20 protein-coding genes and 1 riboswitch are annotated in these 25788 nt (G+C 69.5%); of the genes, 12 read left to right on the plus strand and 8 right to left on the minus strand.

Annotated features, from left to right (window positions below):
* Window positions 1-6 precede the first annotated feature (6 nt).
* From ABTX24_RS12745 to holA, 11 genes are all read left to right on the plus strand, one after another.
* The gene (locus ABTX24_RS12745) at window positions 7-1197 is read left to right on the plus strand and encodes an MFS transporter (RefSeq protein ID WP_350840036.1); all 1191 of its coding nucleotides are present in this window, start codon (window positions 7-9) and stop codon (window positions 1195-1197) included.
* A gap of 63 nt (window positions 1198-1260) precedes the next feature.
* A complete protein-coding gene (locus tag ABTX24_RS12750) occupies window positions 1261-1686 on the plus strand; it encodes a Fur family transcriptional regulator (RefSeq protein ID WP_160028146.1) in 426 nt (141 codons plus the stop codon).
* 95 nt (window positions 1687-1781) lie between these two features.
* Entirely contained in the window at window positions 1782-3932 is a 2151-nt protein-coding gene (gene katG / locus ABTX24_RS12755) for a catalase/peroxidase HPI (RefSeq protein ID WP_350840038.1), read from the plus strand.
* A gap of 130 nt (window positions 3933-4062) precedes the next feature.
* A complete protein-coding gene (locus ABTX24_RS12760) occupies window positions 4063-6525 on the plus strand; it encodes a transglycosylase domain-containing protein (RefSeq protein WP_350840040.1) in 2463 nt (820 codons plus the stop codon).
* 74 nt (window positions 6526-6599) lie between these two features.
* Window positions 6600-6713, plus strand: a riboswitch (SAM riboswitch).
* Window positions 6714-6756: 43 nt separating this feature from the next.
* Window positions 6757-8094 (plus strand): aminotransferase class V-fold PLP-dependent enzyme, encoded by a 1338-nt coding sequence (locus ABTX24_RS12765; RefSeq protein WP_350840041.1) that lies wholly within the window; start codon window positions 6757-6759, stop codon window positions 8092-8094.
* A gap of 199 nt (window positions 8095-8293) precedes the next feature.
* Window positions 8294-9349, plus strand: coding sequence for a lipoate-protein ligase small subunit (lplB, locus tag ABTX24_RS12770; RefSeq protein WP_350840043.1), 1056 nt, complete (start codon window positions 8294-8296; stop codon window positions 9347-9349).
* Between the two features lie 580 nt (window positions 9350-9929).
* Window positions 9930-12413 carry a leucine--tRNA ligase gene (gene leuS, locus ABTX24_RS12775; RefSeq protein ID WP_350840045.1) on the plus strand — a complete coding sequence of 828 codons (2484 nt, stop codon included), beginning with the start codon at window positions 9930-9932 and terminating at the stop codon, window positions 12411-12413.
* Window positions 12414-12464: 51 nt separating this feature from the next.
* Entirely contained in the window at window positions 12465-13325 is an 861-nt protein-coding gene (locus ABTX24_RS12780) for a DegV family protein (protein WP_160028156.1), read from the plus strand.
* A 103-nt stretch (window positions 13326-13428) separates the two neighbouring features.
* The gene (locus ABTX24_RS12785; protein ID WP_350840047.1) at window positions 13429-14319 is read left to right on the plus strand and encodes a helix-hairpin-helix domain-containing protein; all 891 of its coding nucleotides are present in this window, start codon (window positions 13429-13431) and stop codon (window positions 14317-14319) included.
* The gene (locus ABTX24_RS12790) at window positions 14316-16604 is read left to right on the plus strand and encodes a ComEC/Rec2 family competence protein (RefSeq protein WP_350840049.1); all 2289 of its coding nucleotides are present in this window, start codon (window positions 14316-14318) and stop codon (window positions 16602-16604) included. The genes ABTX24_RS12785 and ABTX24_RS12790 overlap by 4 nt, the downstream gene beginning before the upstream one ends.
* 29 nt (window positions 16605-16633) lie before the next feature.
* The gene (gene holA, locus ABTX24_RS12795) at window positions 16634-17617 is read left to right on the plus strand and encodes a DNA polymerase III subunit delta (RefSeq protein ID WP_160028160.1); all 984 of its coding nucleotides are present in this window, start codon (window positions 16634-16636) and stop codon (window positions 17615-17617) included.
* 231 nt (window positions 17618-17848) lie between these two features.
* Here the strand turns inward: holA and rpsT are convergent, their stop codons facing one another.
* Entirely contained in the window at window positions 17849-18109 is a 261-nt protein-coding gene (gene rpsT / locus ABTX24_RS12800) for a 30S ribosomal protein S20 (protein WP_160028162.1), read from the minus strand.
* Between the two features lie 310 nt (window positions 18110-18419).
* On the opposite strand from rpsT, the gene ABTX24_RS12805 reads away from it, so the two are divergent.
* A complete protein-coding gene (locus ABTX24_RS12805) occupies window positions 18420-20279 on the plus strand; it encodes an AMP-dependent synthetase/ligase (protein ID WP_160028164.1) in 1860 nt (619 codons plus the stop codon).
* Here the strand turns inward: ABTX24_RS12805 and ABTX24_RS12810 are convergent.
* The 7 genes from ABTX24_RS12810 to ABTX24_RS12840 are packed head-to-tail and all read right to left on the minus strand — an operon-like array spanning window position 20264 to window position 25757.
* On the minus strand, window positions 20264-21208 hold the full coding sequence (locus tag ABTX24_RS12810; protein ID WP_350840051.1) for a hypothetical protein: 945 nt from the start codon (window positions 21206-21208) through the stop codon (window positions 20264-20266). The two genes, ABTX24_RS12805 and ABTX24_RS12810, sit on opposite strands and share 16 nt — an antisense overlap.
* A gap of 56 nt (window positions 21209-21264) precedes the next feature.
* Window positions 21265-22320, minus strand: a complete 1056-nt coding sequence (locus ABTX24_RS12815) for a WD40 repeat domain-containing protein (protein ID WP_350840053.1) — start codon at window positions 22318-22320, stop codon at window positions 21265-21267.
* 21 nt (window positions 22321-22341) lie between these two features.
* The gene (locus tag ABTX24_RS12820; RefSeq protein ID WP_350840054.1) at window positions 22342-22839 is read right to left on the minus strand and encodes a DUF4919 domain-containing protein; all 498 of its coding nucleotides are present in this window, start codon (window positions 22837-22839) and stop codon (window positions 22342-22344) included.
* Window positions 22836-23906 (minus strand): hypothetical protein, encoded by a 1071-nt coding sequence (locus tag ABTX24_RS12825; RefSeq protein WP_350840056.1) that lies wholly within the window; start codon window positions 23904-23906, stop codon window positions 22836-22838. Before ABTX24_RS12825 ends, ABTX24_RS12820 begins: the two co-directional genes overlap by 4 nt.
* Window positions 23906-24403, minus strand: coding sequence for a DUF4919 domain-containing protein (locus ABTX24_RS12830; RefSeq protein WP_350840057.1), 498 nt, complete (start codon window positions 24401-24403; stop codon window positions 23906-23908). Before ABTX24_RS12830 ends, ABTX24_RS12825 begins: the two co-directional genes overlap by 1 nt.
* A complete protein-coding gene (locus ABTX24_RS12835) occupies window positions 24400-25455 on the minus strand; it encodes a hypothetical protein (protein WP_350840059.1) in 1056 nt (351 codons plus the stop codon). The genes ABTX24_RS12830 and ABTX24_RS12835 overlap by 4 nt, the downstream gene beginning before the upstream one ends.
* Complete coding sequence (locus ABTX24_RS12840) at window positions 25455-25757, minus strand: hypothetical protein (RefSeq protein WP_350840060.1); 303 nt, start codon at window positions 25755-25757, stop codon at window positions 25455-25457. The genes ABTX24_RS12835 and ABTX24_RS12840 overlap by 1 nt, the downstream gene beginning before the upstream one ends.
* Between the last annotated feature and the right edge of the window lie 31 nt (window positions 25758-25788).

Below are 25788 nucleotides of genomic sequence, written 5' to 3' on the forward strand. Positions count from 1 at the left end.
GCGTCCATGACCCGACTCCAGCTGGCCCGGATGGCGGTCTTCGTCGCCTTCGCGATCCAGGGACTGACCTTCGCCTCGCTGATCACCAGGCTCGAGTCGATCGCGACGAAGCTCGACCTCAGCGCCGGCGACGTGTTCGTGGTGCTCGGCATCACCACCGCGGTCGGGGCGATCGGCAGTGTCGTCGCGGGTCACCTCGCCACCAGGATCGGCAGCGCCGCGACCCTCTCGCTGATGCTCGGCGGGGCCTCGCTGGCCGCGGTCGCGCCCGCCTTCGCGCCGACGATGGTGACGCTGCTGGTGCTCAACGGCGTCTACGGCTTCTTCCTCGGTGGCGTCGACGCCTCCATGAACATGCAGGGCACGGCCACCCAGGACGCGTACGGACGCCCGCTGATGAACGGGTTCCACGCGATGTGGAGCGCGGCGGCCGTCCTCGGCGCCGTCTATGCGACCGCGACGATCGCCCTCGGCGTACCTCTGGGTCTGGACATGATCCCCATCGCCGTCATCGGCCTGGCCGCCAACCTCGCCACGTTCCGGCTCCTGCTGCCGCCGGAGGCGGTCGACGCGGCGGAGAAACGGACCAGCGGTACGCAGCACCCGAAGCCCCCGCTGCCGTGGCTGCCCCTCCTCCTGGTCGCGGTGCCGACGTTCGCGATGTGGTTCATCGACTCGGCGGCCTCCGCCTGGGGCGGGATCTATGTCGTCGACGGACTCGGGGCCGCGGCGGCGGTCGCGCCGGCGATCTACGCCGCCTACCAGCTGGTGCTCTTGGCCGTACGCCTCCCCGGCGACCGCCTCGTCGCCCGCTTCGGTCCCGAGCGGGTGATCCGGACCGGCGGCATCGTCGGCGTCGGTGCGCTGGTGCTGATCGTCGTCGCCCCGCACTGGAGCGTGGCGGCCGTCGGCTTCGCCGTGCTCGGCGGCAGCCTGGCGATGGTCCCGCCGCAGTCCTTCGTCGCCGCCGCGCACATCTCCCCGGACAACGCCGAGGACGCGATCGCCCGGGTCAACCTCGCCAACTACGCCGGCTATCTCGCCGCCGCCTCCCTGATCGCCGCGGTCGCCGAGGTCTTCGGCGAGCGCTCGATGTTCGTCATCCCGCTGGCCATCTCCGTGCTGATCCCGCTGATGGCGGGCCGCTTCGCGACCCGTCCGGCGCCGGAGTCTCCGGAGACCGTGAAACTGGGTTGATTTCCGTCAGAAATTTCCTCGCCGTTTCTTGACTCATTCAAGAATTGGCGTAGTGTCTGAGGCGTGGGGAACGCGGACTACGAACAGCTGCTGAGAGGTGCCTCCCTGCGCGTCACTCGCCCGCGAGTGGCCGTTCTGGGGGCCGTCACCGAGAACGCGCACGCCGACACCGAGACCATCCTCGGCGCGGTGCGCGAGCGGCTTCCGGACGTCTCCCATCAAGCCGTCTACGACTCCCTCGCCGCCCTCTCGGCGGCCGGGATCGTACGCCGCATCCAGCCGTCCGGCTCGGTGGCTCGTTATGAGACCCGGGTCGGGGACAACCACCACCACGTGGTCTGCCGCTCCTGCGGGGCGATCGCCGACGTCGACTGCGCTGTCGGCCATGCGCCCTGCCTGACGGCATCTGATGACAACGGCTTCACGGTCGATGAGGCCGAGGTCATCTACTGGGGCACCTGCGCGGACTGCAGCCTGTCCCAGGGGTAGAGCCCGCGCCGGCCGAGCTGTCATCGGCCGGCGCAACACATGTGAATCACAGCGTCTGGCAGCAGCCAGTCCGATCAGAAACGGATAGGAATCTCATGTCTGAAGAGGCCGTGAGCAAGTGCCCGGTGATGAACGCAGGCCGCGTTCACCCCACCGCCGGCAGTGCCAACCAGGAGTGGTGGCCGAACAAGCTCAACCTGAAGATTCTCGCCAAGGACGCCCCTGTGAGCGACCCGATGGGCGAGGACTTCGACTATGCGAAGGCTTTCGAGTCCCTGGACCTGCCTGCCGTCAAGGCGGACATCGCCGCGGTCATGACCGATTCCAAGGACTGGTGGCCGGCTGACTTCGGTAGCTACGCCGGGCTCTTCGTCCGGATGGCGTGGCACGCCGCCGGCACCTACCGCAGTCACGACGGTCGCGGTGGCGCCGGCCGTGGCCAGCAGCGTTTCGCGCCGCTCAACTCCTGGCCGGACAACGTCTCCCTCGACAAGGCCCGTCGTCTGCTGTGGCCGGTCAAGAAGAAGTACGGCAAGAACCTCTCCTGGGCCGATCTGATGGTTCTGGCGGGCAACGTGGCGATGGAGGAGGGCGGCTTCAAGACCTTCGGCTTCTCGGGCGGTCGCGCGGACGTCTGGGAGTCCGACGACGACATCTACTGGGGTCCGGAGAAGGTCTGGCTCGACGACGAGCGCTACACCGGCGACCGCGACCTGCAGGCGCCGCTGGCCGCTGTCCAGATGGGTCTGATCTACGTCAACCCGGAAGGCCCCAACGGCGAGCCCGACCCGATGAAGTCCGCGGTGGACATCAAGGAGACCTTCCGCCGCATGGGGATGAACTCCGAGGAGACCGTCGCCCTCATCGCCGGTGGCCACACCTTCGGCAAGACCCACGGCGCCCACCCCGACGATCTGGTCGGCCCCGACCCGGAGGCCGCGCCGCTGGAGAACCAGGGCATCGGCTGGAAGAACGGCCACGGCACCGGTGTCGGCGCGGACGCACTCACCTCGGGCCTCGAGGTCACCTGGACCTACCACCCGACCCGCTGGGACAACGAGTTCTTCCACATCCTCTACGCCTACGAGTGGGAGCTGTTCGAGTCGCCTGCTGGCGCCAAGCAGTGGCGTCCGAAGAACGGCGCGGGCTCCGACATGGTCCCCGAGGCGCACGGTGAGGGCAAGCGCGAGCCGCGCATGCTCACCTCCGACCTGGCGCTGCGCGTGGACCCGGAGTTCGACGAGATCTCGCGCCGCTTCAGGGACGACCAGGAGGCCTTCTCTGACGCGTACGCCCGTGCCTGGTTCAAGCTGACCCACCGCGACATGGGTCCGAAGAGCCGCTACGTCGGCTCCGAGGTCCCGGCCGAGGACCTGCTCTGGCAGGACCCGCTCCCGGCCGAGGGCGGCGCGACCGACGAGGCCGCGATCTCCGCAGCCAAGGCGGCCATCGCCGAGTCCGGTCTGAGCGTGCAGCAGCTGGTCTCCACCGCGTGGAAGGCGGCGGCCACGCACCGTACGTCCGACCACCGCGGTGGCGCCAACGGCGGTCGTATCCGGCTCGAGCCGCAGGTCTCGTGGAAGGTCAACCAGCCCGAGGAGCTCAAGCCGGTCCTCGCGAAGTACGAGGAGATCGCGGCCGCGACCGGTGTCTCCTTCGCCGACGTGCTCGTCCTCGCCGGTGGCGTGGGCATCGAGCTGGCCGCCAAGGCCGCGGGCCAGGACGTCACGGTCCCGTTCTCCGCCGGCCGCGTCGACGCGACCCAGGAGCAGACCGATGTCGACAACTTCGCCTGGCTCGAGCCGGTCGCCGACGGCTTCCGCAACTACGACTCCGGGTTCCTCAACCTCCCCACCGAGTTCCTGTTCCTCGACCGGGCGAGCCTCCTCGGCCTCTCGGCCCCCGAGGCCACGGTTCTGGTCGGCGGCCTGCGCGTGCTCGGCAACAACTGGGACGGCTCCGACCTCGGTGTCTTCACCAAGACCCCGGGCGTGCTGACGAACGACTTCTTCGTCAACCTGCTCGACTACGACCAGCAGTGGACCCCGTCCGCCGACGAGGCGACCTACACCAGCTCCAACGGCTGGACCGGTTCCCGCGTCGACCTGGTCTTCGGTGCCAACTCCGAGCTCCGCGCCCTGGCGGAGGTCTACGGTGCCGACGACGCCAAGGAGAAGTTCGTCAACGACTTCGTCAAGGCGTGGGTCAAGGTCATGGAGAACGACCGCTTCGACCTCAAGAAGTGATCTGAGGCCGTACGCCGCGGCGTACGCCTGACACGGAGGCCGGCCCCTTGTGGGGTCGGCCTCCGTTTGTCATACCCACCCGGGTAGGATCAACGGCCGCCGCAGTCAGTCGCCTAGGTCAGGTGGAGCAATGGAACACCGGAGCGCCGAGCCTCCGAAGGGTCCGACCGGCCCGCCGCCGTCGTGGCGACCGCCTCCTCCGCCCGCCGCGCAGGGTCCTCGGATCGCGCCCGAGCCGCCTCGGGTCGTGCCCAGCCGGCCGGGTGCGCGTCGGGCAGATCCCAAGCCGTCCGCGGCCCGCGACTTGCTCGCCAAGCTCGAGCCGGCCAAGGCCTGGGCAGCCGAGAAGTGGGCCACCCGGAGCACCGGATCCAGGGGCACCGGCGGTCGTCCACCGGCCACGACCTGGCGCCGCTGGGGGAAGGTCACGGCGAAGGTGGCGCTGGTCGGGTTCCTGGCCATCGCCCTGATCGGGTCGGTGACGGCGATCGTGGCCTACAACCGGATCACGGTGCCGGACCCCAACGCCGAGTTCGAGGTCGAGACCTCCTTCGTCTACTACGGCAACGGCAAGACCGAGCTCGGCCGCTACCAGGACGGCGACCAGAACCGGATCAAGCTCGAGGCCGACGAGATCCCGGAGACCGTCAAGCACGCCGTGGTGGCCGCCGAGGACCGTACGTTCTACGTGAACAGCGGCGTCGACGTGAAGGGCATCGTGCGGGCCGCCTTCTCCAACACCACCGAGGGCACCTCGGGTGGCGCCTCCACGATCACCCAGCAGTACGTCAAGAACTACTACCTCAGCGCCGAGCGCTCCTACTCCCGCAAGCTGAAGGAAGCGGTCATCGCCCTGAAGCTGACCAGGCAGAAGAGCAAGGACCAGATCCTCACCGACTACCTCAACACGATCTACTTCAACCGCGGCGCCTACGGCATCGAGGCGGCCGCGAAGGCCTACTTCGCGAAGTCCACCAAGGACCTCTCGCTGCGGGAGACGGTCGCGCTCGCAGCCATCCTCAACAACCCGGCCGGCTTCGACCCCGCCAGCAGCACCTTCCGTGGCGAGGAGAAGCTGCTCGGCCGCTACCAGTACGTCCTCTCCGGCATGGTCGACCTCGGCTATCTGAAGCAGGCCGACGCCGACAAGGTGAAGGACGCGCTGCCGAAGTTCCCCGCGAAGACGGTGCCGAGCCGGCTCGGCGGTCAGCGCGGCCACGCGCTCACCATGATCAAGGCCGAGCTGCTCGGCCTGAAGGGCGCCGACGGCAAGCCGCTGTTCACCGAGGAGAAGATCGACAGCGGTGGCCTCCGGATCACCGCGACGCTGTCGCCCAAGGTCATGAAGGCGTCGGCGACCGCGGCCAAGACCGTGAAGCCGAAGAACCGGAAGGCGTACGTCAAGGGCGACCCCGAGCAGAAGAACGCCCTGCACGTGGCGACCGCCTCGGTCGACGTCGAGTCCGGTGCGCTGCTCGGCTTCTACGGTGGCCAGGACTACCTCGACAGCCAGCACAACTGGGCCGCGACCGGTGGTCACGCCGGGTCGACGATGAAGGCCTTCGCCACCGCGGCGGCGATCGCGAAGGGCTACTCGCTGAACTCGACGTGGGCCGGTGACTCGCCGTTCACGACCTACGCCGGCTCCGAGGTGGTCAACGAGGGTGAGCAGGCCGGGATCGCGGACGGGATGGACTACGGCCAGCACATCACCATGCTCAAGGCGATGGAGCAGTCGGTGAACACGGCCTACATCGACATGACCGAGTCGATGGGTGGCCCCGAGGAGGGCCGCAAGGCGATCTACGACACCGCGGTCGCCGCGGGGGTCGCGCCGGCGAAGGCGGACCCGAAGTTCCCGGGGATCCCCAGCACCACCACCGACTTCGACCACCAGACCGACGACCGGATCGCCCTCGGCCGCGCCAACGTCAGCCCGATCAACATGGCCAACGCCTACGCCACGATCGCCAACGGCGGCTACCGCCACGACGTACACGTGGTGAAGAAGGTCCGCGACCGCGCCGGCAACGTCCTCTACAGCTGGAACGGCCGGAAGAACGCCCGGCACGCGATCTCCGAGGACATCGCCGCCGATGTGACGTACGCGATGCAGGGTGTGGTGCAGAGCGGCTCGGGCCAGAAGGCCCAGAGCATCGGCCGCCCGGTGGCCGGCAAGACCGGCACCGGCACCTGCACCAGCGCGCAGTACGTCTGCTCGTCGTGGTTCGTCGGGTTCACCCCGCAGATCGCCACCGCCGTGCGCTACTCGCGCGGCAACGGCGAGGGCAAGCTCGACGGCGGCTGGATGCCGTCCTACTTCGGTGCCGACTATCCCACCGAGACCTGGGCGGCCATCATGGCGAAGGCCATGGAGGGCAAGGAGGTCGAGAACTTCCCCGAGCCCGTCTACGTCGACGGCCAGGATCCCGAGACCGGGCACGAGGAGGAGCTGATCGCTCCGCCCGCTCCGCCGGAGGAGGAGGACGACGGCGAGGAGTGCGACCCGGTCTCGGAGTTCTTCGGCACCTGCGAGGGTGACGGCGAGGGCGGCTGGGGAGGCGGCGGCAACCCCTGGGAAGGTCGTCCGTGATGTGAGATCCGTGCCCACGGATCGAGACAACGAGTTGGAGAGGGCACGCGGTCTCCGGCACCATCGTCGGCGAAGGTCACGACTGCCAGCGCGAAGCCCCGGCTTGCTGGCGGGCAACCCTCCCACGCGGTGGGGTGCTCCGGGTGACGACCAGGCCCTCGCCGAGGTGGCGCGGGCAAGCGCGTGCTTCGCCGGGCAGCCCTGGGGAGCCATGACCCGAAGGGTGCCCCCATGTCCCTGCTTCCGCTCGTCGGCTCGAACACGCAGGTCCCGCTGCTGGACGGAACGACCACGACGTACGCCAACCTGGATGTCGCCGCCTCGGCGCCGGCACTGCAGAGCGTGGCCGACCGGGTGGCCGAGGTCCTGCCCTGGTACGCCTCGGTGCATCGTGGCGCCGGCTACCTGTCCCAGGTCTCGACCGCCCTCTACGAGGAGTCGCGCGCGACCATCGGCGCCTATGTCGGCGCCCGCGAGAACGACGTCACCGTCATCACCCGCAACACCACCGACTCGGTGAACCTGCTGGCCGGCTGCGTACCCGGCCGGGTGCTCGTCCTCGACATCGAGCACCACGCCAACCTGCTCCCGTGGCGCCGCGTCGAGGCCGGCGTCACCGTTGTCGCCGGCCGGGACACCCTCGCCGGCACGATCGACGCACTCGCTGGTGAGCTGGCCCGGGACACCTTTGCCTTGGTCGCGATCACCGGCGCCTCCAACGTCACCGGCGAGGCGCTGCCGGTCGCCGAGATCGTCACCCTTGCCCACGCCCACGGCGCGCGGGTCCTCGTCGACGGCGCCCAGCTGCTCGCCCACCGCCACTTCTCGCTCGCCGGAACCGGCGCCGACTACGTCGTTCTCTCCGGCCACAAGCTCTACGCGCCCTACGGCGCCGGCGCCCTGGTCGGGCGCCGCGACTGGCTGGACGTCGGCACCCCCTATCTTGCCGGGGGAGGGGCCGTCGACGACGTCACTCACGCGTCGGAGGTCGAGCTTGTCGAGACCACGTGGCAGCCCGCCCCCGCACGTCACGAGGGCGGCTCGCCCAACGTCATCGGCGCCGCTGCCCTGGCCGCTGCCTGTACGACTCTCGGCGGCCTCGAGCCCGCCGAGCTGGACCGCCACGAGGCGTCACTGAGGGGGCGTCTCGTGGCCGGTCTGTCCGCGCTGGAGGGTGTCGACGTCCTGCGCTTGTGGCCTGACTCCGAGGAGCCGGTCGGGGTCGTGACGTTCACGGTCGACGGGTTCGAGCCCGGCCGGGTCGCGGCGTACCTCTCCGCCGAGCACGGCCTCGGCGTACGCGACGGCCGCTTCTGCGCCCAGCCGCTCCTCAAGCGCCTCGGGCTCACCGGCGGCGCGGTCCGCGCGAGCATCGGGATCGGCACCTCGGTCGCCGAGGTGGACCGGCTCGTGGCCGGCGTACGGGCTCTTCTCGCGGGTGACGTCCGAGGCGACTACGTCCTCGTCGACGGTGCCTGGACGCTCGCCGAGGACCCGCGCCCGCTCGTAGGCCCCGCCGGCCTGACCCGTCTCGCCGACACCGCCGGCTCCTGCGGAGCGGCCGTCTGAGGAACGCCTGCCGAGGCGTCAGGTAGGTCGGCCGAGTTGGCAGTTGCGTCGGCCGAGTGGGCAGTTGCGTCGGCCGAGTTGGCAGTTGGTGACGTCTCGGCCGACGGGGGTGACATCTCGGCCGACCGGAGTGACGTCTCGGTCGACCGGGGTGACGTCTCGCCGGGATGATTCGGGGCGCTCACGGTGTTGAGAAATTGTGAGTGAAAGAGTGCATGGCGAGCGGAAGGTACGCGGCGGCAAGCTGGTCGTCGTCGACGCGACAGTCTCCGCTGACACGATCATCGACGTCGTCCTCTCGGGCGACTTCTTCCTGGAACCCGACGAGGCGCTGGGCTGGCTGACCGAAGCGCTGGAGGGGCAGTCGGTCGACGCCTCTCTCGACCAGCTGACCGCGGTGCTCGACGTCGCCGCCCGCGATGCCGAGCTGGTCGGCTTCGGCACCCGCGACGTCGCCCTGACGGTGCTGCGGGCGCTGGGCCGGGCCACGACCTGGGACGACCTCGACCTCGAGATCGTGGAGACCGGGCCGCTGTCGCCGCGGATGCAGATGGCGCTCGACGAGGTCATCGTCCGCCAGGTCGCCGAGGGTCGCCGCGCCCCCAACCTGAGGTTCTGGGACTGGGCCAGCAGCGCGGTCGTGATCGGCAGCTACCAGTCGATCTCCAACGAGGTCGACGAGGCCGCCGCCGAGCGTCACGGCATCGAGGTCGTACGCCGCATCTCCGGTGGCGGCGCCATGTTCATCGAGCCGGGCAACACGATCACCTACAGCCTCGCCGTTCCCGACACGCTCGTGGCCGGCATGTCCTTCCAGGAGTCGTACGCCTTCCTCGACGAGTGGGTGCTGCGCGGACTGCGCAGCGTCGGCATCGAGGCCGCCTACGCCGGTCTCAACGACATCGCCTCGCCGGTCGGCAAGATCGCCGGCGCCGCCCAGAAGCGGATCCCCGGCGGCGTCCTGCACCACGTCACGATGGCCTACGACATCGACGCCGACAAGATGCTCGAGGTGCTCCGGATCGGCCGGGAGAAGATGTCCGACAAGGGAACCCGGAGCGCCGCCAAGCGCGTCGACCCCATCCGTTCCCAGACCGGGCTGAGCCGCGAGAAGGTCATCGACGCCCTGCTCTCGGAGTTCGAGCAGAGCTTCGGGGCAGCGTACGTCGGCCTGGATCAGGCCACGATCGACGAGGCCGCGGCGCTGGTCGAGAGCAAGCACGGCACACGGCAATGGGTCAGTCGGGTGCCGTAGCCGTGGTGCTGGCTCCGCGTACGCGACTGGATCTCGACCCGCTTCGCGCCTTCGCGGCTCCGCCGCTCAGCCGCTGCGCTCGCTCGATCTCCAAATCGTTTTGAGGCCCGGCGACTTCGTCGCCAGGCCTCAAAGATTTGGACTCCGCTGCTCGGAGCGTTCCTTGGATGAGATGGGGGGGTCCTCATTCACGACCGACATCACGAGCAGCGGAGCGTCGCCAGTTTGGCACGCTCGAACTTGTCGTCGCAATAGGTGAGAGCCCCTCCGGCGATATTTTCTGTCGGTCGATCCGCAGGGCAGAACTCATGGACTATCGAAAGTGCCTTTCTAGAGGACTTCGACCCTGTCACCGGCGCCGCGCGCAGGGGTATGGCCGGGCTGTGTATGACGATGGCGGCGGTGGTCGGCTACCCTGGACACATGCAGATGTCTGTCCTGCTTCTTAGGCAGCCGCGCTGACCCTGAGGGACACACCCCGGTCACGCGGCTACCCCTCCATGTGAGGGGCCCTTCTTATTTCTAGGGATCGTTCCAGAAGCAGTCTTGACGCACGACACTCGACAAGGACGAAAGACCAATGACGCAGGAGCAGGCCGAGCACGCGACGTACGACGTCACCGAGCTGCAGGACAAGTGGCGCCCCATCTGGGAGAAGCTGGAGCCGTTCAAGGCGGGCCAGCGCGAGGGGGCCGAGAAGCGCTACGCGCTCACGATGTTCCCCTACCCGTCGGGTGACCTGCACATGGGCCACGCCGAGGTGACCGCGCTGCACGACGTGCTGGCCCGCTACTGGTGGCTGAAGGGCTTCGACGTCCTGAACCCGATCGGCTGGGACTCCTTCGGCCTGCCTGCCGAGAACGCCGCGATCAAGCGCAACGAGAACCCCGCCGGCTGGACCTACGCCAACATCGAGACCCAGGCGGAGTCGTTCAAGCGCTACGGCATCTCCTTCGACTGGTCGCGCCGTCTGCACACCTCCGACCCGGAGTACTACAAGTGGACGCAGTGGATCTTCCTGAAGCTGTACGAGGCCGGCCTGGCCTACCGCAAGAAGTCGCCGGTCAACTGGTGCCCCAACGACCAGACGGTGCTGGCCAACGAGCAGGTCGTCAACGGCGAGTGCGAGCGCTGCGGCGCGGTGGTCACCAAGCGTGACCTGACGCAGTGGTACTTCAAGACCACGGCGTACGCCGAGGAGCTCTACAACGGCCTGGACCAGCTGCAGGACACCTGGATCGGCAAGGTCGTCAACATGCAGCGCAACTGGATCGGCCGGTCCGAGGGTGCACACGTCGACTTCGAGATCTCGCTGACCACTGGTGGGACCAAGAAGGTCACCGTCTTCACGACGCGCCCCGACACGCTGTACGGAGCGACCTTCATGGTCGTCGCCGCCGATGCCGACCTGGCCAAGGAGATCGTGGCCCCGGAGCAGGCTGCTGCGCTGGAGGGCTACCTGGAGGACGTACGCAAGGCCTCCGACATCGACCGCCTGGCGACCGACCGTCCCAAGACCGGTGTCGACCTGGGCGTCACCGCGACCAACCCGGTCAACGGCGAGCAGATCCCGGTGTGGGCGGCCGACTACGTGCTGGCCGACTACGGCACCGGCGCCGTGATGGCCGTCCCGGCCCACGACCAGCGCGACCTGGACTTCGCCAAGGCGTTCTCGCTGCCGGTGCGCCGCGTCGTCGACGTGCCGGGCGCGGACAACCCCGAGGAGACGTACGTCGCGACCGCAGGTGACGGCGCGTACGTGAACTCGCCGGAGCTGGAGGGCGTCGCCGACAAGGCGAGCGGCATCCACAAGATCATCGAGAAGCTGGAGGCCGAGGGCCACGGCAAGGGCACGATCAACTACCGGCTGCGTGACTGGCTGCTGTCGCGGCAGCGCTACTGGGGCGCGCCGATCCCGATCATCCACTGCCCGGTCGACGGTGAGGTGCCGGTTCCTGAGGCCCAGCTGCCGGTGCAGCTGCCGGAGCTGAAGGGCGCCGACCTGAAGCCGAAGGGCGTCTCGCCGCTGGCCGCGGCCTCGGAGTGGGTCAACGTCACCTGCCCGAAGTGTGGCGGTCCGGCCACGCGTGACTCGGACACGATGGACACCTTCGTCGACTCGTCGTGGTACTTCCTGCGCTACCTGTCGCCGACCGACGAGACCCAGGCGTTCTCCTCGGAGCTGGCACGCGAGTGGGGCCCGGTCGACTTCTACCTGGGCGGCGACGAGCACGCTGTGCTGCACCTGATGTACGCCCGCTTCTTCACCAAGGCGCTGCGCGACATCGGCCTGGTCGACTGGGACGAGCCGTTCTCGGCGTACCTGTCTCAGGGCAAGGTCATCAACGGCGGCAAGAAGATGTCGAAGTCGCTGGGCAACGGTGTGAACCTGTCGGACGTGCTGGAGGAGTTCGGCGTCGACGCGACCCGGCTGACGCTGGTCTTCGCCTCCCCGCCGGAGGACAACATCGACTGGGCCGACGTCTCCCCGGCGGGTTCGGTGAAGTTCCTGCAGCGAGCCTGGCGCCTGGCCGGAGACGTGACGTCGTCCCCGGGCGTCGACGTCTCCGGTGGCGACGTCGCGCTGCGGCGTACGACTCACAAGACCGTCGCCGAGGCCGAGCAGCTGATCGAGTCCTACCGGTTCAACGTGGTGGTGGCTCGGGTGATGGAGCTGGTCAACGCGACCCGGAAGGCGATCGACTCCGGTGTCGGTCCCGCCGACCCCGCCGTACGTGAGGCCGCGGAGACGGTCGCGATCCTGCTCTCGCTGGTCGCGCCCTACACCGCCGAGGAGATGTGGGAGCGTCTGGGGCACGAGCCGACGGTTGCGCGGGTTGCGTGGCCGACGGTCGAGCCCCACCTGCTCGTGGAGGACTCGGTGACGGCGGTCGTGCAGATCAAGGGCAAGGTGCGTGCGCGCCTGGAGGTCTCGCCCTCGATCTCCGAGGCCGACCTGGAGGCCGCCGCGCTGGCCGACCCGACGATCGCGGCAGCGATCGAGGGCCAGACCGTCCGCAAGGTCATCGTCCGCGCGCCGAAGCTCGTCAACATCGTCGTCTGATCGGCTCGGCTCGCGCTGTCGAGGCGATGGGTCGATCTGTAGGCTTCTGACATGGCCCGGGTAGCGATCGTGACCGACTCGACCGCGATGCTTCCATCCGATCTCGGGGATGCCACGGAGCTGATCACATCGGTGCCGTTGCAGGTGATCGTGGATGGGACGTCGTACGACGACGGGGTGGAGGAGACGTCGCCCGAAGCGCTGCTGGCGGCGTTGGCGGCACACAAGACGGTGACGACCTCCCGGCCCTCGCCGGCGCTCCTGGCGGAGGTCTACGCGAAGCTCGCGGCGCAGGGCTTCGAGGAGATCGTCTCCATCCACCTCTCCGCGGAGCTGAGCGCGACGTGCGAGTCCTCGATGCTCGCGGCGCGGGAGGCTCCGGTGCCGGTGATCACCGTGGACACGAAGGTGGTCGGACCCGGGGTCGGGTTCGCCGTTCTGGCTGCCGCGGAGGTGGCCGGGCGCGGCGGGAGTGCTGCCGAGGCTCGCGAGGCCGCGCTGGCGCGGGTCGCCGCCACTCGTTCCTACTTCTACGTCGACACGCTCGAGTACCTGCGCCGGGGCGGGCGGATCGGCGCGGCTGCTGCTCTGCTCGGGACGGCGCTCGCGGTCAAGCCGCTGCTCACGATCGAGGACGGGCGGGTCGTGCCGCACGAGCGGGTGCGTACGGCTGAGCGGGCGATCGCGCGGCTGCAGGCACTCGGGGTCGAGGCGGGCGAGGATGCGGACGCCGTCGAGATCGTCGTCGCTCACCTGGGCAGCCCCGACCGGGCAGCCGCGATGAGCGAGGGACTCTCCGCCGAGCTGAACGGCAAGATCAACGGCGACGTACGCGTCGGGGTGCTGGGCGCGGTACTGGGTGCGCATGTCGGGCCGGGGTGTGTGGCGGTCGTGGTGGGTCCCAAGCTCTGATTCTGGGCCGATTACCGTCCACAGGGGCGGTTGAGGATCGGGTTCTCCACAGGCGCTGAGAACGCGCTCGGAAGTGTCGGCGCGGGCGCATAGCTTCGGCGTCATGCGGACCCGACCGACCTCTGATCACGCCGATGCCGTCGCCCGGCGGCTGGAGCAGCTGCGCGCCGAGCTGGACCCGCCAAAGGAGGAGGACGAGGGCGAGGAGGACTGGCAGCCGCCGTGGTGGGACGGGCCGAGAGCGACCGACACCGCGGAGCTGGATCCGCTGGTGCCGGTCCCGGGACGCCACGCGTCTCGGCGTCAGGTCGTGATCTCGCCTGATGCGGTGCTGCCCGAGCCGCTGCGCGGGCGGGTGAGCCTCGGCCCATGGCATCTCGTCGTCGTCTCGCTGGTACTGGTCGCCGGGCTGGCGGTGGCCTGCTGGTGGATGATCCGCGCCGACCCGGAGGTGGTGCCGGCCGCCCGGGCCTCGCCCTCGGCCTCCCCGCTGGTCGCGCTGCCGACCGCCTCGGTGGCACCCGGGAGCACGCCCGCGATGCCGTCGGGCGGGGCGTCGGCCGGGACGGTGACGGTCGACGTCGAGGGCAAGGTGCCCAAGCCCGGCATCGTCGTGCTGCCGATCGGGTCCCGGGTGGTGGATGCCGTCGAGGCTGCCGGTGGGGCCTCCCACAAGCAGCTCGCCGGGCTCAACCTCGCTGCTCTGCTCAGCGACGGTCAGCAGATCGTGGTCGGTGCGCCCAACGGGGGAGGTGGAGCCGCGGCGCCCGGCTCTGGTGCCCCGGCGGCTGGTGCGCCAGGGGCGGGGGTGAGCCTCAACGCCGCCTCGTTGGAGGAGCTGGAGACGTTGCCCGGAGTGGGGCCGGTGACAGCGCAGGCGATCATCGACTGGCGCACCACCAACGGCGCGTTCACCTCCGTCGACGAGCTGCTCGAGGTCGACGGGATCGGACCGAAGACCTACGACTCGCTGGCGCCGCTGGTCACGTTGTGAACGACCTGCGACTGCCGCTACTCGGAGCCGGTGCGTGGGCGGGGGCGTTGGCCGGGCCGGTGGTGGTGGCCGGCGGACGGTCCGGGGTGGTTCTGCTCGTGCTCCTTGCCGCGGTCTTCGGCATCGGCGGTGGCTGGGCCGTTCGGAAGCGCCGCCCGACGGCGCTGGCGTTGGCACTGATGGTCGCCGGGACCGCCGTCGTCGCGGGGCTGCATGCCGCCCGGGTCAGCGACAACCCGGTGGCGGACCTGGCCGCGCGCAAGGCGCAGGTGCGGGTGGTCGCCACCGTCACCACCGACCCGAAGGAGGTGACGGGTCAGCACGGGACGTACCAGCTCCGGCGCGCCAGCGTGCGAGAGATCAGGGGCCGCGGGGTGGTCTACAGGCTGCGTGCGCCGGTGGTCGTGCTCGGCGGCGACCCCTGGGCGGACATCCCGCTCGGGGCGACGGTGTCGACGACCGGACGTCTGGGGGAGAGCGGCTCGCACGAGGAGTCGGCGCTGCTGATCGCGGGGCAGCCGCGAGTCGTCGCGGGTCCGGGGATCTGGTGGCGCGCCTCCGAGACGCTGCGTGGCTCGATCCGGGACGCGGTGGCGCATCGGCCGCCGGACCAGGCGGCATTGGTTCCGGCGCTGGTCGACGGTGACGACACCGGTCTCTCCGACGACCTCGCGGACGACTTCCGCACGACCGGTCTGACCCACCTGCTCGCGGTCTCCGGCACCAACCTGACCCTGGTGGTGGGATTCCTGCTCATCGTCGCCCGCTGGGCCGGGGTGCGGGGGAGAGGGCTGTACGCCGTCGGGGTGCTCGGCATCCTCGGGTTCATCGTGCTCGCCCGCACCGAGCCGAGTGTGGTGCGGGCGGCCGCGATGGGTGCGGTCGGACTGCTGGCGATGACGCACAACGGACGCCAGCGAGCGCTGCGTGGGCTCGGCGCGGCGGTGATCGGGCTGCTGCTGATCGACCCCGGGCTGGCGACCTCGATCGGGTTCACCCTCTCGGTTCTGGCCACGGCCGGCATCCTGCTCTTCGGGCCACCGTGGCGGGACGCTCTGCGGCGCTGGATGCCGCAGTGGTGTGCGGAGGCGATCGCCGTCCCGGCAGCGGCGCAGCTGGCCTGCACTCCGGTGGTCGCCGCCATCTCCGGCCAGGTCAGCCTGGTCGCGGTGCTCGCCAACCTGCTGGTCGAGCCCGCCGTCGCACCGGCGACGGTGCTCGGTCTCCTGGGAGGTCTGCTCGGGTTGGTATGGGATCCGCTCGGCATGGTCGCGGGCACGATCGCGACCTGGCGCGTCGCCTGGATCATCGCGGTCGCCCGCTTCGGTGCCGGGCTGCCGACCGCGGAGGTCGGGTGGGCGACCGGGCCGCTGGCCCTGGCGGTGCTCGTGGTCGTCTGTGTCGCCATCGCCTTCCTGGCGCCGCGGATCCTGCGGCATCCGGTCACCGGGGTGGCCGGATGCCTGGTGCTGCTCGCGGTCGCGCTGGTGCGGCTGCCCAGCCCGGGCTGGCCCCCGCCGGGATGGGTGCTCGTGATGTGCGACGTGGGACAGGGAGACGCCCTGGTGGTGCGCACCGGGTCGGGGAGTGCCGTTGTGGTGGACGCCGGCCCTGATCCGGACCTCGTCGACGACTGCCTCGACCGCCTCGAGATCGAGGACGTCCCGCTCGCCGTGATCACCCACTTCCACGCCGACCACGTCAACGGAGTCGGGGGCGTCTTCGCCGGCCGCCGGGTCGGGGAGCTGTGGACCTCACGGCTCCAGGACCCGCCCGAAGGCGTACGGGTCCTCGGCGAGACTGCCGGTGCGGCCGGGGTGGTGCCGGTTCCGGCTCCCTACGCGGCCACGACCACGATCGGTGAGGTACGGATCCAGGTGCTCTGGCCGACGGGCGAGTCCGACACCCGCGGCCCCGGGGACGGCTCCACCGCGAACGACGCGAGCGTGGTTCTTCTCGTCGAGTCCCGCGGCCTGCGTCTGCTGTTGACCGGCGACATCGAGCCGGAGGGTCAGGACCAGCTCGCCGACGACCTGGCCGAGCTCGACATCGACGTGCTCAAGGTGCCCCACCACGGCTCGCGCTATCAGGACCTCGACTGGCTGCGTACGCTGCGCGCGCAGGTCGCTCTCGTCCCGGTCGGTGCCGGCAATGACTACGGCCATCCGGCCACCGCCACGGTCCAGGGGCTCGCGGAGAGCGGCACCAAGGTCTACCGCACCGACCGCGACGGCTCGGTCGCGGTCGTCGAGTCGGGAGGTGAGGCCGCCGTGGTGACGAGATAAGTGTCGGTGCCGTGTGGGAGGGTTTGAGCATGGCACGCACCGCCTCCGCACCGAGCCCCACCGGCAACCTCTCGGCCTCCGACGTCCTCGGGCGGGTGACCCTGGTGACCGGCAAGGAGGAGTTCCTGGGGGAGCGTACGGTCGCGGCTGCGAAAGCCGCGGTGAAGGCCTACGACGCCGAGGCTGAGGTCTCCGAGGCGACCGCCGCCGACCTGACGCTGGCAACGCTCGGCGAGCTGAGCGCACCGTCGCTCTTCTCGAGCATCAGGTGCGTCGTCGTCCGGAACCTCGAGAACTTGCCGGACGAGTCGGTGGCGGGCCTGATGGACTATGCCGGGATGCCCGCGGAGGAGGTCGCCCTCGTCCTCGTCCACGGTGGTGGGCAGAAGGGCAGCGGCACGCTCGCCAAGCTCCGCAAGCTTCCGAAGGTGACCGAGCACAAGTCGGTCGAGCTGAAGGCGCGTGAGTTCGGCAGCTTCGTGAAGGCCGAGCTGCGGCTGCACGGAGCGAGCATCGACGAGGAGGGCGCCGACTTCCTGATCCAGGCCGTCGGCCAAGACCTCCGCGCCCTGGCCGCCGCTGCCAGCCAGCTCGCCGGCGACAATGAGGCCAAGCGGCTCGGCCTGGAGCATGTGAAGCAGTACTTCGGCGGCCGGGCCGAGGTGAAGAACTACGTGATCGCGGACGCGATCATCTCCGGCGACCGGGTCAAGGCCCTCGAGGAGATCCGCTGGGCGCTCGACACCGGCTCCTCCCCGGTCTACGTCCTCTCCGCCGTCGCTGGCCAGCTGCGCACGGTCGCCAACCACGTCGCCGGGATCCGCGACAGCGGCACTCCGCCCTGGAAGCAGAAGTCCATCGCCGGCCTCGCCCGCGGCTGGTCCCGCGAAGGCATCGGCGAGGCCCTCCGCTCGGTCGCCCGAGCTGACGCCGACCTCAAGGGCGCCGCCAGCGACCCGGCGTACACGCTCGAGCGCCTCGTCCTCACGATCGCCGCCCTCCGCCAGCGCTGACCCCGCCGAGGCGTCACTCCGGTCGGCCGAGACGTCAGTCCGGTCGGTCGAGATGTCAGTCCGGTCGGTCGAGACGGCAGCTAAGTGACGTCTCGACCGACGTAAGTGACGTCTCGGCCGACGTAAGTGACGTCTCGGCCGACGTAAGTGACGCCTCGGCCGACGTAAGTGACGTCTCGGCACATGCGAAAGCCCCCGTCGCGGAGGACGGGGGCTTCGGTGGGGCTTACCTCAGAGGGAGGCAGCCTTCTTGGCGATCGCCGACTTGCGGTTGGCGGCCTGGTTCTTGTGGATGACGCCCTTGGAGGCGGCCTTGTCGAGCTTCTTGGCGACGACCTTGGCGGTCTCGACCGCCGCGTCCTTCTCGCCGGCCTCAGCGGCGGCGTGGAACTTGCGGATGACGGTCTTGAGCTCGCTCTTGACGGCCTTGTTCCGCTCGTGCGCCTTCTCGTTCTGCTTGTTGCGCTTGATCTGCGACTTGATGTTCGCCATGGGTGAATGATCTCCAGTGCTTCGACGTGTGGTGGTGCGAGCTCTCAATCCGGCCCCTCGGGGAAATGAGAGGGGAGAGGCCTACGCGAACACGCTTGCGGTCAAGATTACAGACTCGCGTCGTTTGGCCTCAAATCGCCGTACCTCCCATAGCTACTCCGGGGTAGGCTGTGGTGATCTCGGTCACGAGATTTCCGGCGGAACCCCCTGTTGCGGCTCGGCTCCAGCGTCTAGGGTCCCCCGCGCGGTCCCTCTCGTGCTAACCGCCCACCGTTCACCCCCCACGCACACACTGCAGGCCAGGAGAATCATGCCGACCCAGTCCGCGATCGATCTCGCATTCCTCGACGAGATGCCGGCGAACTTCGCCCTTCACTTCCTCAACCGGGTCAAGGCGACCCCGAATGCGGAAGCGTTCCGCTATCCCGTGGTCGGCTCGACGACCGAGGCAGGCGGAGAGGAGTGGAAGTCGCTGACCTGGAAGGAGGCCAGCGACCTGGCCAGCCGCCTCGCCGCGGGCCTCGTCTCGCTCGGCCTCGAGCTCGAGCAGCGGGTCGGCATCGCCTCGACCACCCGCTACGAGTGGATCATCGCCGACCTCGCGGTGATGCTCGCCGGTGGCGCCACCACGACTGTCTACCCGACGACCAACGTCGACGACACCGCCTACATCCTCGGTGACGCCGAGTGCCGCTTCGTCTTCGCCGAGGACGACGGTCAGCTCGCCAAGATCGCCGAGAGGGCCGCCGACCTGCCCGAGATCGTCAAGGTGATCACCTTCGACGGTCAGACCGACGGTGAGCGGGTCATCGGTCTGGACGACCTCGCGGCCATCGGCGACAAGTACCTCGCCGACCACCCGGACGTGATCGAGGAGACCGCGGCCAAGATCACCCCGGACCACCTGGCCACGCTGGTCTACACCTCCGGCACCACCGGTCGGCCGAAGGGCGTACGCCTGCTCCACCGCGCCTGGGTCTACGAGGGCGAGGTGTTCCGGGCCAAGGGCGACGTGCTCGGCCCCGACGACCTGCAGTTCCTGTGGCTGCCGATGTCGCACGTCTTCGGCAAGGTGCTGCTCTCGGTCCAGATCGCCTGCGGCTTCCCGACCGCGATCGACGGCCGGATGGACAAGATCGTCGACAACCTGGCGATCGTGAAGCCGACCTTCATGGGCGCCGCCCCGCGCATCTTCGAGAAGGTGCACGCCAGGATCACGATGATGGTCGAGAACGACGGTGGTGTGAAGAAGAAGCTCTTCGACGCCGCCTTCGCCAACGGCATCGCCCGCGACCGGCTGCTGCGCGAGGGCAAGTCCGTGCCGACCTCGATGGCGCTCAAGCACGCCGTGCTCGACAAGCTGGTGCTCAGCAAGGTGCGTGAGCGCTTCGGTGGCCGCGTACGGTTCTTCATCTCCGGCTCGGCCCCGCTCAACCGTGAGATCGCCGAGTGGTTCCGGGCCGCGGGGATCCTGATCATGGAGGGCTACGGCTCGACCGAGAACGCTGCGGGCGCGTCCGTCGGCACCCTGACGGAGAACAAGCTCGGCACCGTCGGCAAGGCGTTCCCGGGCAGTGAGGTGAAGATCGGCGAGAACGACGAGCTGCTCATCCGCGGCCCGCACGTGATGCCGGGCTACCACAACCTGCCCGAGGAGACCGCCAAGGCGCTCGACGCCGAGGGGTGGTACCACACCGGTGACAAGGCCTCGATCGACGAGGAGGGCTACATCACCATCACCGGCCGGATCAAGGAGCTCTTCAAGACCTCGGGCGGGAAGTACGTCGCGCCGCCGGCGATCGAGTCGAAGTTCGCCGCGCTGTGCCCCTACACCAGCCAGTTCCTGGTCTTCGGTGCCAACCGTAACTTCGTCAGCGCCCTGATCGCCCTCGACCCCGAGTCGATCACCGCTTGGGGCGCCTCCCACGGTCTGGAGGGGAAGTCGTACGAGGAGATCGTCACCTCGCCGCAGGTGCGTGAGCTGATCGGCGGCTACGTCGACGAGCTCAACGCCGGCCTCAACCGCTGGGAGACCATCAAGAAGTGGGAGATCCTCGAGCACGACCTGACCGTCGAGAGCGGTGAGCTCACCCCGTCGCTGAAGGTGAAGCGCAACGTCGTGGAGGCGAAGGAGCAGGCGCGGATCGACGCGTTCTACGCCGGGTCCTGATCCCAGGCTCGGCGCTCCGCCAGCCAGTCCAGACACACCTCGCCCTGCCACCGCTGCATCCTGCGGAGGTGGGGCGAGGTCGTCTTGACCGGCTGGTCGGCGGCGGCCAGGAAGTAGCCGGCGAAGAGGGCCAGGACGGAGTCGATGGCCTCCGGGGCGGCCTGCGACAGCAGCGGATGGGTGGCCAGGAACGACTCGGCGTCGAGGCCGTCACCGCGAGGTCCGACCAGCAGCAGGAGCGAGTCGATCCAGTCGGCGCCGAGGACCGGCCAGGTCCACTCGAGCAGCAGGACGCCGCCGTCGGGGCGGATGCGGATGGTGTCGTCGCGTACGTCCAGGTGGACCAGTGTCTCGCCGGCGGTGTGCTCCGCGAACCCCGCGGCGATCTCGGCCGCCCGGTCGGCGTGCGGGTAGCCGGCCACCCGGTCCCACAAGGCGGGGTACGAGGCGTGCTCCTCGGCGAAGGTCGGCCAGCCGATGCCCGGGGCCGGGGTGAGGGCGGTTGCGGTCTCGACCAGCGCCTGGGAGACGACCTCGAGGTCCGCGGGAGTCCAGGGCCGCGAAGGCAGCCGCGACTCGATGTGCTCGAAGGCCAGGACGACCCACTCGCCGTCGTCGAACCACCTCAGCTTCGGGGTGGGGACCCAGCCGGCGAGCTTCTTCAGCTTCGCGGCCTCCTCCCGGTAGAGCGCCGCGGAGTCGCGCTGCGCCTTGGCGGAGGCCGCCTTCACGAAGTGCTGGGATCCGTCCTGGCAGGTCAGCACCGAGGCGAACCCCGGCGTGAACCCGGCCCCGTGCGACTCCGCCGAGACCACCGGCCCACCGCCGAGGCGTTTCTCGATCGAGGACCGCAGGAACGGCGGCAGGTGCGGCCACTCCAGGCGGCGGGCGGTCTGCCCGTGCGGGATGTTCGTCGGGATCGCGCTCACGACCACATCCTTGTGTACGCCGGCCATGAAGCGCCAGCGCACCACGGCACGGGAAGCTAGGACATCGGCGGCTGGTCGAGCTGTGCGGCGGGCTTGCCCGTGGCGATGTCCCAGGCGGCGATGCCCTCCACGGCCGACGCGGTGTAGAGGGCCTTCCCGTCGGGGCTGAAGATCACGTTCGAACCCGGCACCGCGGACCGGACGAGGTCACGGGACTCGCCCGTACCTCCCAGCGACTTCGGTGCCCACAGGACCAGCTCGGCATCGGCGGAGGCGCTCGTGACAGCCAGCGTGCGAGAGTCGGGGGAGAAAGCGACGGCGCCGACCGGGTGATCAGGTAGCGTCTCGACGGCCTCGAGCGTCTCGGCGTCCCAGATCGTGGGGTAGCCCTCGGTGGTGGCGCCGGCGATCCAGCGGCCGTCCGGGCTCCAGACCGGGTCGGCTACGTTCGCGGCCACGAGGCTGTCGACCTCGTCGCCCGATTCGGACTCGAGGATCGAGACGCTGTCGCCGGAGGCGACCGCCACCTTCTTGCTGTCGGGGCTGAACGAGATCGATCCGACACCGTTGCCGAGATCGGTGCTCGCCACCTCGTCGCCGTCCTCGACCGACCAGATGATCAGGTCGCCCTCGAGCCCGGCGCCGGCCACGAGCCGACCGTCGGGACTGAACGCGATCTCGCCGACCGGGCTGGCGTCGGTGACCTGCGGGTTCGGCAGGCCCTCGAGCCTCTGGGCCTGCTTGTCGCCGTCCACCTCGACCAGCGCGATGTCCGAGCAGCCGACCTTCCGCGCGACGAGCGTGAGATCGGGGCTGATGGCGCTGTAGCCGGTGTCGGAGACCGTCTCGTACGCACCACCGGCGGCGTTCCAGCGGCAGGTGCCGTCGGTGCAGCTGGCCACGACGTACTTCCCGTCGGGGTCGGTGACCAGCGAGCCGGCGTCGACCCGCGACGGCATGACCGCGGCGGCCAGGCTGATCGTGCCGCCGGACGTCCCGAGCGCGGAGATGTCGCAGCCGTCCTGGTCGGGGTCGCCGGCGCACCCGGCCAGGAGCGCGGCGGCGAGCACGCCGATGAGCGGGACGCTGAGGACGTACGTTCGGGGTTTCATCGGTCCTTCTGGAGAGATCGGTCAGGCGAACGAGGACACGTCGAAGTAGGCGACGGTGCCGTCGGTGCAGGTGAGGCGGTCGAGTCGACGGCCCCCGGTCTCGACGAGGTCCTGGCGGTCCCGGACCTTGTCGAGGGCTCGGAGCATGTCGTACTCGTCGTTGATACGCAGCACCGACCACGGATGTTGCTCGCTGCCGTCGCCGGTGGAGCGGATGCTGCGCAGCGCGGCACCGGCGACCTGCCGCTCGCGGGCGGCGGCCCGGCCGTCGCCGGACTGCTCCAGCGCGGCGGCCATCCGCAGGTGGACCGAGGGGCTGAAGATCGCCCCCGGCATGGCCCGCCGCAGCTCGGCGGCGGCCGCGGCGTACGACCCCTCGGCGAGCAGTCTGTCGACCGAGTCGAGGTCGAGATCGGCGGTGAAGTTCGCCGCGCCACGGACGGCGCGGCGAAGCGGCCCGAGGGTCTCGGGGCCAGGGTCGTCGAGGTAGGCGGAGACCAGGTCGGCGTACGTCGTCATCGGGACTCCTCCAGGAGCCGGTTGAACTCCTCCTCGGTGAGGTTGTTCAGGTAGTCACGGCCGGAGTTGCGGGCGTCGGTCTCGACGGGCTGGTTGTAGTACTCGTCGAAGGAGTCGCCGTTGTCGGTGCTCTTGTAGTCGTCGAAGTTCTCCTCCCAGTCCTCGGCCTGCTCCTCGGTGATCCCGTCTTCCTTGTGCTCGTCGAAGGGGTCGTCCTCCCACCAGAACTGCCAGTCGTTCTTGTCGTCGATGGCCTCGTGCTGGCGACCGTGACGGACCTCGTGGGCGACGGTGTTGATCAGCTGGCCGGGGTCGTCGAGCACGTTGGGGTTGAGCGCCATCGTCGGCTCTTCGTCGTTCCAGTAGCCGTAGGTGATGCTGCCGTCGCTCCAGTCGTCGTTCTCCAGATCGGACCAGTCGATGGTGGGCATGTCGACGCCGCTCTCCTCGGCGATCTTCTTGACCATCTCCTCGAGCACGGCCTTGCGCTCCTCGATGGTGAGCGTCTCCCACTTCTCCGCGATGGCCGGGTCGATGTTGCCGTACTCGTCGCCCTGCTCGTTGATGCCGGTCGGCAGGCCGCGGGCGAGGATCGCGTCGACGCCGACGGCCTTGGCGAGCGCCTTCTCGATCTCGTCGGCGATCTCCTGGGCGATGTTCTGACGGCTGCTGCTCCACTCCTCGGCCTCGAAACGGCTCTTGAACGTCGGCGGCGTGGCGGTGCTGGTCACCGTGCCGTCGTCGCTGACGGTGAACTCGTTGGTCTTGGCCCGGTCGAGGATCCCGGCGACGAGGCGCTCGATCGCCTCGACCTCGGGCTCGGCGGTGTAGAGCGCCTTCTGCATCTCCTGCTTGGCGGTGATGTGGCTGCTGAGGCTCTTGACCAGGCCGTCGCGATGCCCTCGGGCGGCGTCGGCGGCCACCCCGGTCCAGGACTTGGCCACGCCGTTGGCCTCGAGCTCGTCGCGGCTGGTCTCCAGCTTGCGGAGGTCGGCCTTGAGCCCGTCGCCGGCATCACCCAGCGGTGCGGCCTTCCAGGTCTTGACCTGGCCGAACGTGATCGCCATCAGACGAGCGCGGTCGCGTCGAAGTGGACGAGGGTCCCGTCGGTGCAGGTGTGGCGGTCGATACGCCGCCCGTCGGCCTCCAGGAGATCCTGGCGGCCGGGGACCTTCTTCAGGGCGCGGAGCAGGTCGTACTCGTCATTGATCCGCAGCACCGTCCAGGGATGCTCCAGGGTGCCGTCGCCGGTCGCCCGGATGCTCCGCAGGGCAGCGCTGGCGACCTGACGCTCGCGAGCGGCCGAGCGCTCCTCACCGGAGCGCTCCAGGGCGGTCGCCAGGCGCAGGTGGGCGGACGGGCTGAAGATCGCCCCGGGCATGAGTGCCCGCAGCGCGGTCGCGGCCTCGGCGTAGGCGCCCTCGTCGAGCAGCTTGTCGACCGCGCTGAGGTCGAGGTCGACGGTGAAGTTGGCGGAGCTGCGGACCGCGCGGCGCAGCGGCGCCAGCGTCTCGGAGCCGGGGGCGTCGAGGTAGGCGGTGACCAGATCGGCGTACGTCGTCATTTCGACTCCTTCAGGAGACGGTCGAGCTCAGCGGCGGTCAGATTGTCGAGATATTCGCGACCGGACTTGCGGGCGTCGGCCTCGACGGGCTGGTTGTAGTACTCCTCGTACGTGTCGCCGTTGTCGGTGCTCTTGTAGTCGTCGAAGTTCTCCTCCCAGTCCTCGGCCTGCTCCTCGGTGATCCCGTCTTCCTTGTGCTCGTCGAAGGGGTCGTCCTCCCACCAGAACTGGAAGTCGTTGTTGTCCTCGATCGCCTCGTACTGCCGGCCATGGCGCATCTCGTGAGCCACGGTGTGCAGGATGTCGGGATTGTCGACATTGCCCGGATTGAGGTGCACGGTGTGGTCGTCCTCGCTCCAGTAGCCGTTGGTGCTGCCCTGGGCGTCCCAGACGATGTCCTCGACATCGACGCCGTACTCCTCGGCGAGCTCCTCGATCTTCTGGTCGATGATCGCCTTGCGCTCGGCATCGGTGAGCTGGGCCCAGCGCTCGGTCACCTCGGGGGAGGCCAAGCCGCGCTCGTCACGGGTGTGATCGAGATCCTTGTCGGTGCCGGTCGGGATGCCGTCGGTGAGGATCTGGTCCACCCCGGCCGCCTTGGCGAGGGCGTCGGTGATGTCGTCGGCGATCTCCTGGGCGACGAACTGGCGGCTGCTGCTCCATTCCTCGGCCTCGAAACGGCTCTTGAACGTCGGCGGCGTGGCGGTGCTGGTCACCGAGCCGTCGTCACCGACGGTGAACTCGTTGGTCTTGGCCCGGTCGAGGATCCCGGCGACGAGGCGCTCGATCGCCTCGACCTCGGGCTCGGCGGCGTAGAGCGCCTTCTGCATCTGCTGCTTGCCGGTGATGTGGCCGCTCAGCTGCTTGACCAGTGTGTCGCGGTGGCCGCGGGCGGCGTCGGCGGCCGCACCGGTCCAGGACTTGGCCACGCCGTTGGCCTCGAGCTCGTCGCGGCTGGTCTCCAGCTTGCGGAGGTCGGCCTTGAGCCCGTCGCCCGCGTCACCCAGTGGTGCCGCCTTCCAGGTCTTGACCTGGCCGAACGTGATCGCCATCAGTTCGGGCCCATGACCTTTCCGCCCTTGTCGCCGGCGGCCTGGTCAGCGGCCTCGAACTCGTCGAGAGCCTTCTGCATCTCCGCCGCGAGCTTCTGAGCGCTGTCGGCCCCGGCCTTCGTCTCATCGGTCCAGCGGGTGCCGAGATCGGACATGTAGGTGACCGACTCCGCCCCCGGGACCGCAGCGCCCGCCTTGCTCAGATAGCCGGCGGAGTCGGCTTTGCGTACGGCGCTCTCGGCGTCCGTGGCGATGCCGATGGATGTCTTCATGTCCTTGGGGACGACATGAATTTCGCTCATGGTCTGCTGGTCCTCCTGGGCCCGAACGGGA

It is taken from the genome of Nocardioides sp. NPDC127514, from assembly GCF_040302125.1.
Classification (GTDB): Bacteria; Actinomycetota; Actinomycetes; order Propionibacteriales; family Nocardioidaceae; genus Nocardioides.

Bases quoted from the DNA above. Each gene is read 5' to 3' on its own strand.
- ABTX24_RS12745 (WP_350840036.1), top strand. From the start codon at position 7: ATGACCCGACTCCAGCTGGCCCGGATGGCGGTCTTCGTCGCCTTCGCG.
- katG (WP_350840038.1), top strand. From the start codon at position 1,782: ATGTCTGAAGAGGCCGTGAGCAAGTGCCCGGTGATGAACGCAGGCCGC.
- ABTX24_RS12760 (WP_350840040.1), top strand. From the start codon at position 4,063: ATGGAACACCGGAGCGCCGAGCCTCCGAAGGGTCCGACCGGCCCGCCG.
- ABTX24_RS12765 (WP_350840041.1), top strand. From the start codon at position 6,757: ATGTCCCTGCTTCCGCTCGTCGGCTCGAACACGCAGGTCCCGCTGCTG.
- leuS (WP_350840045.1), top strand. From the start codon at position 9,930: ATGACGCAGGAGCAGGCCGAGCACGCGACGTACGACGTCACCGAGCTG.
- ABTX24_RS12780 (WP_160028156.1), top strand. From the start codon at position 12,465: ATGGCCCGGGTAGCGATCGTGACCGACTCGACCGCGATGCTTCCATCC.
- ABTX24_RS12785 (WP_350840047.1), top strand. From the start codon at position 13,429: ATGCGGACCCGACCGACCTCTGATCACGCCGATGCCGTCGCCCGGCGG.
- holA (WP_160028160.1), top strand. From the start codon at position 16,634: ATGGCACGCACCGCCTCCGCACCGAGCCCCACCGGCAACCTCTCGGCC.
- rpsT (WP_160028162.1), bottom strand. From the start codon at position 18,109: ATGGCGAACATCAAGTCGCAGATCAAGCGCAACAAGCAGAACGAGAAG.
- ABTX24_RS12805 (WP_160028164.1), top strand. From the start codon at position 18,420: ATGCCGACCCAGTCCGCGATCGATCTCGCATTCCTCGACGAGATGCCG.
- ABTX24_RS12815 (WP_350840053.1), bottom strand. From the start codon at position 22,320: ATGAAACCCCGAACGTACGTCCTCAGCGTCCCGCTCATCGGCGTGCTC.
- ABTX24_RS12820 (WP_350840054.1), bottom strand. From the start codon at position 22,839: ATGACGACGTACGCCGACCTGGTCTCCGCCTACCTCGACGACCCTGGC.
- ABTX24_RS12825 (WP_350840056.1), bottom strand. From the start codon at position 23,906: ATGGCGATCACGTTCGGCCAGGTCAAGACCTGGAAGGCCGCACCGCTG.
- ABTX24_RS12830 (WP_350840057.1), bottom strand. From the start codon at position 24,403: ATGACGACGTACGCCGATCTGGTCACCGCCTACCTCGACGCCCCCGGC.
- ABTX24_RS12835 (WP_350840059.1), bottom strand. From the start codon at position 25,455: ATGGCGATCACGTTCGGCCAGGTCAAGACCTGGAAGGCGGCACCACTG.
- ABTX24_RS12840 (WP_350840060.1), bottom strand. From the start codon at position 25,757: ATGAGCGAAATTCATGTCGTCCCCAAGGACATGAAGACATCCATCGGC.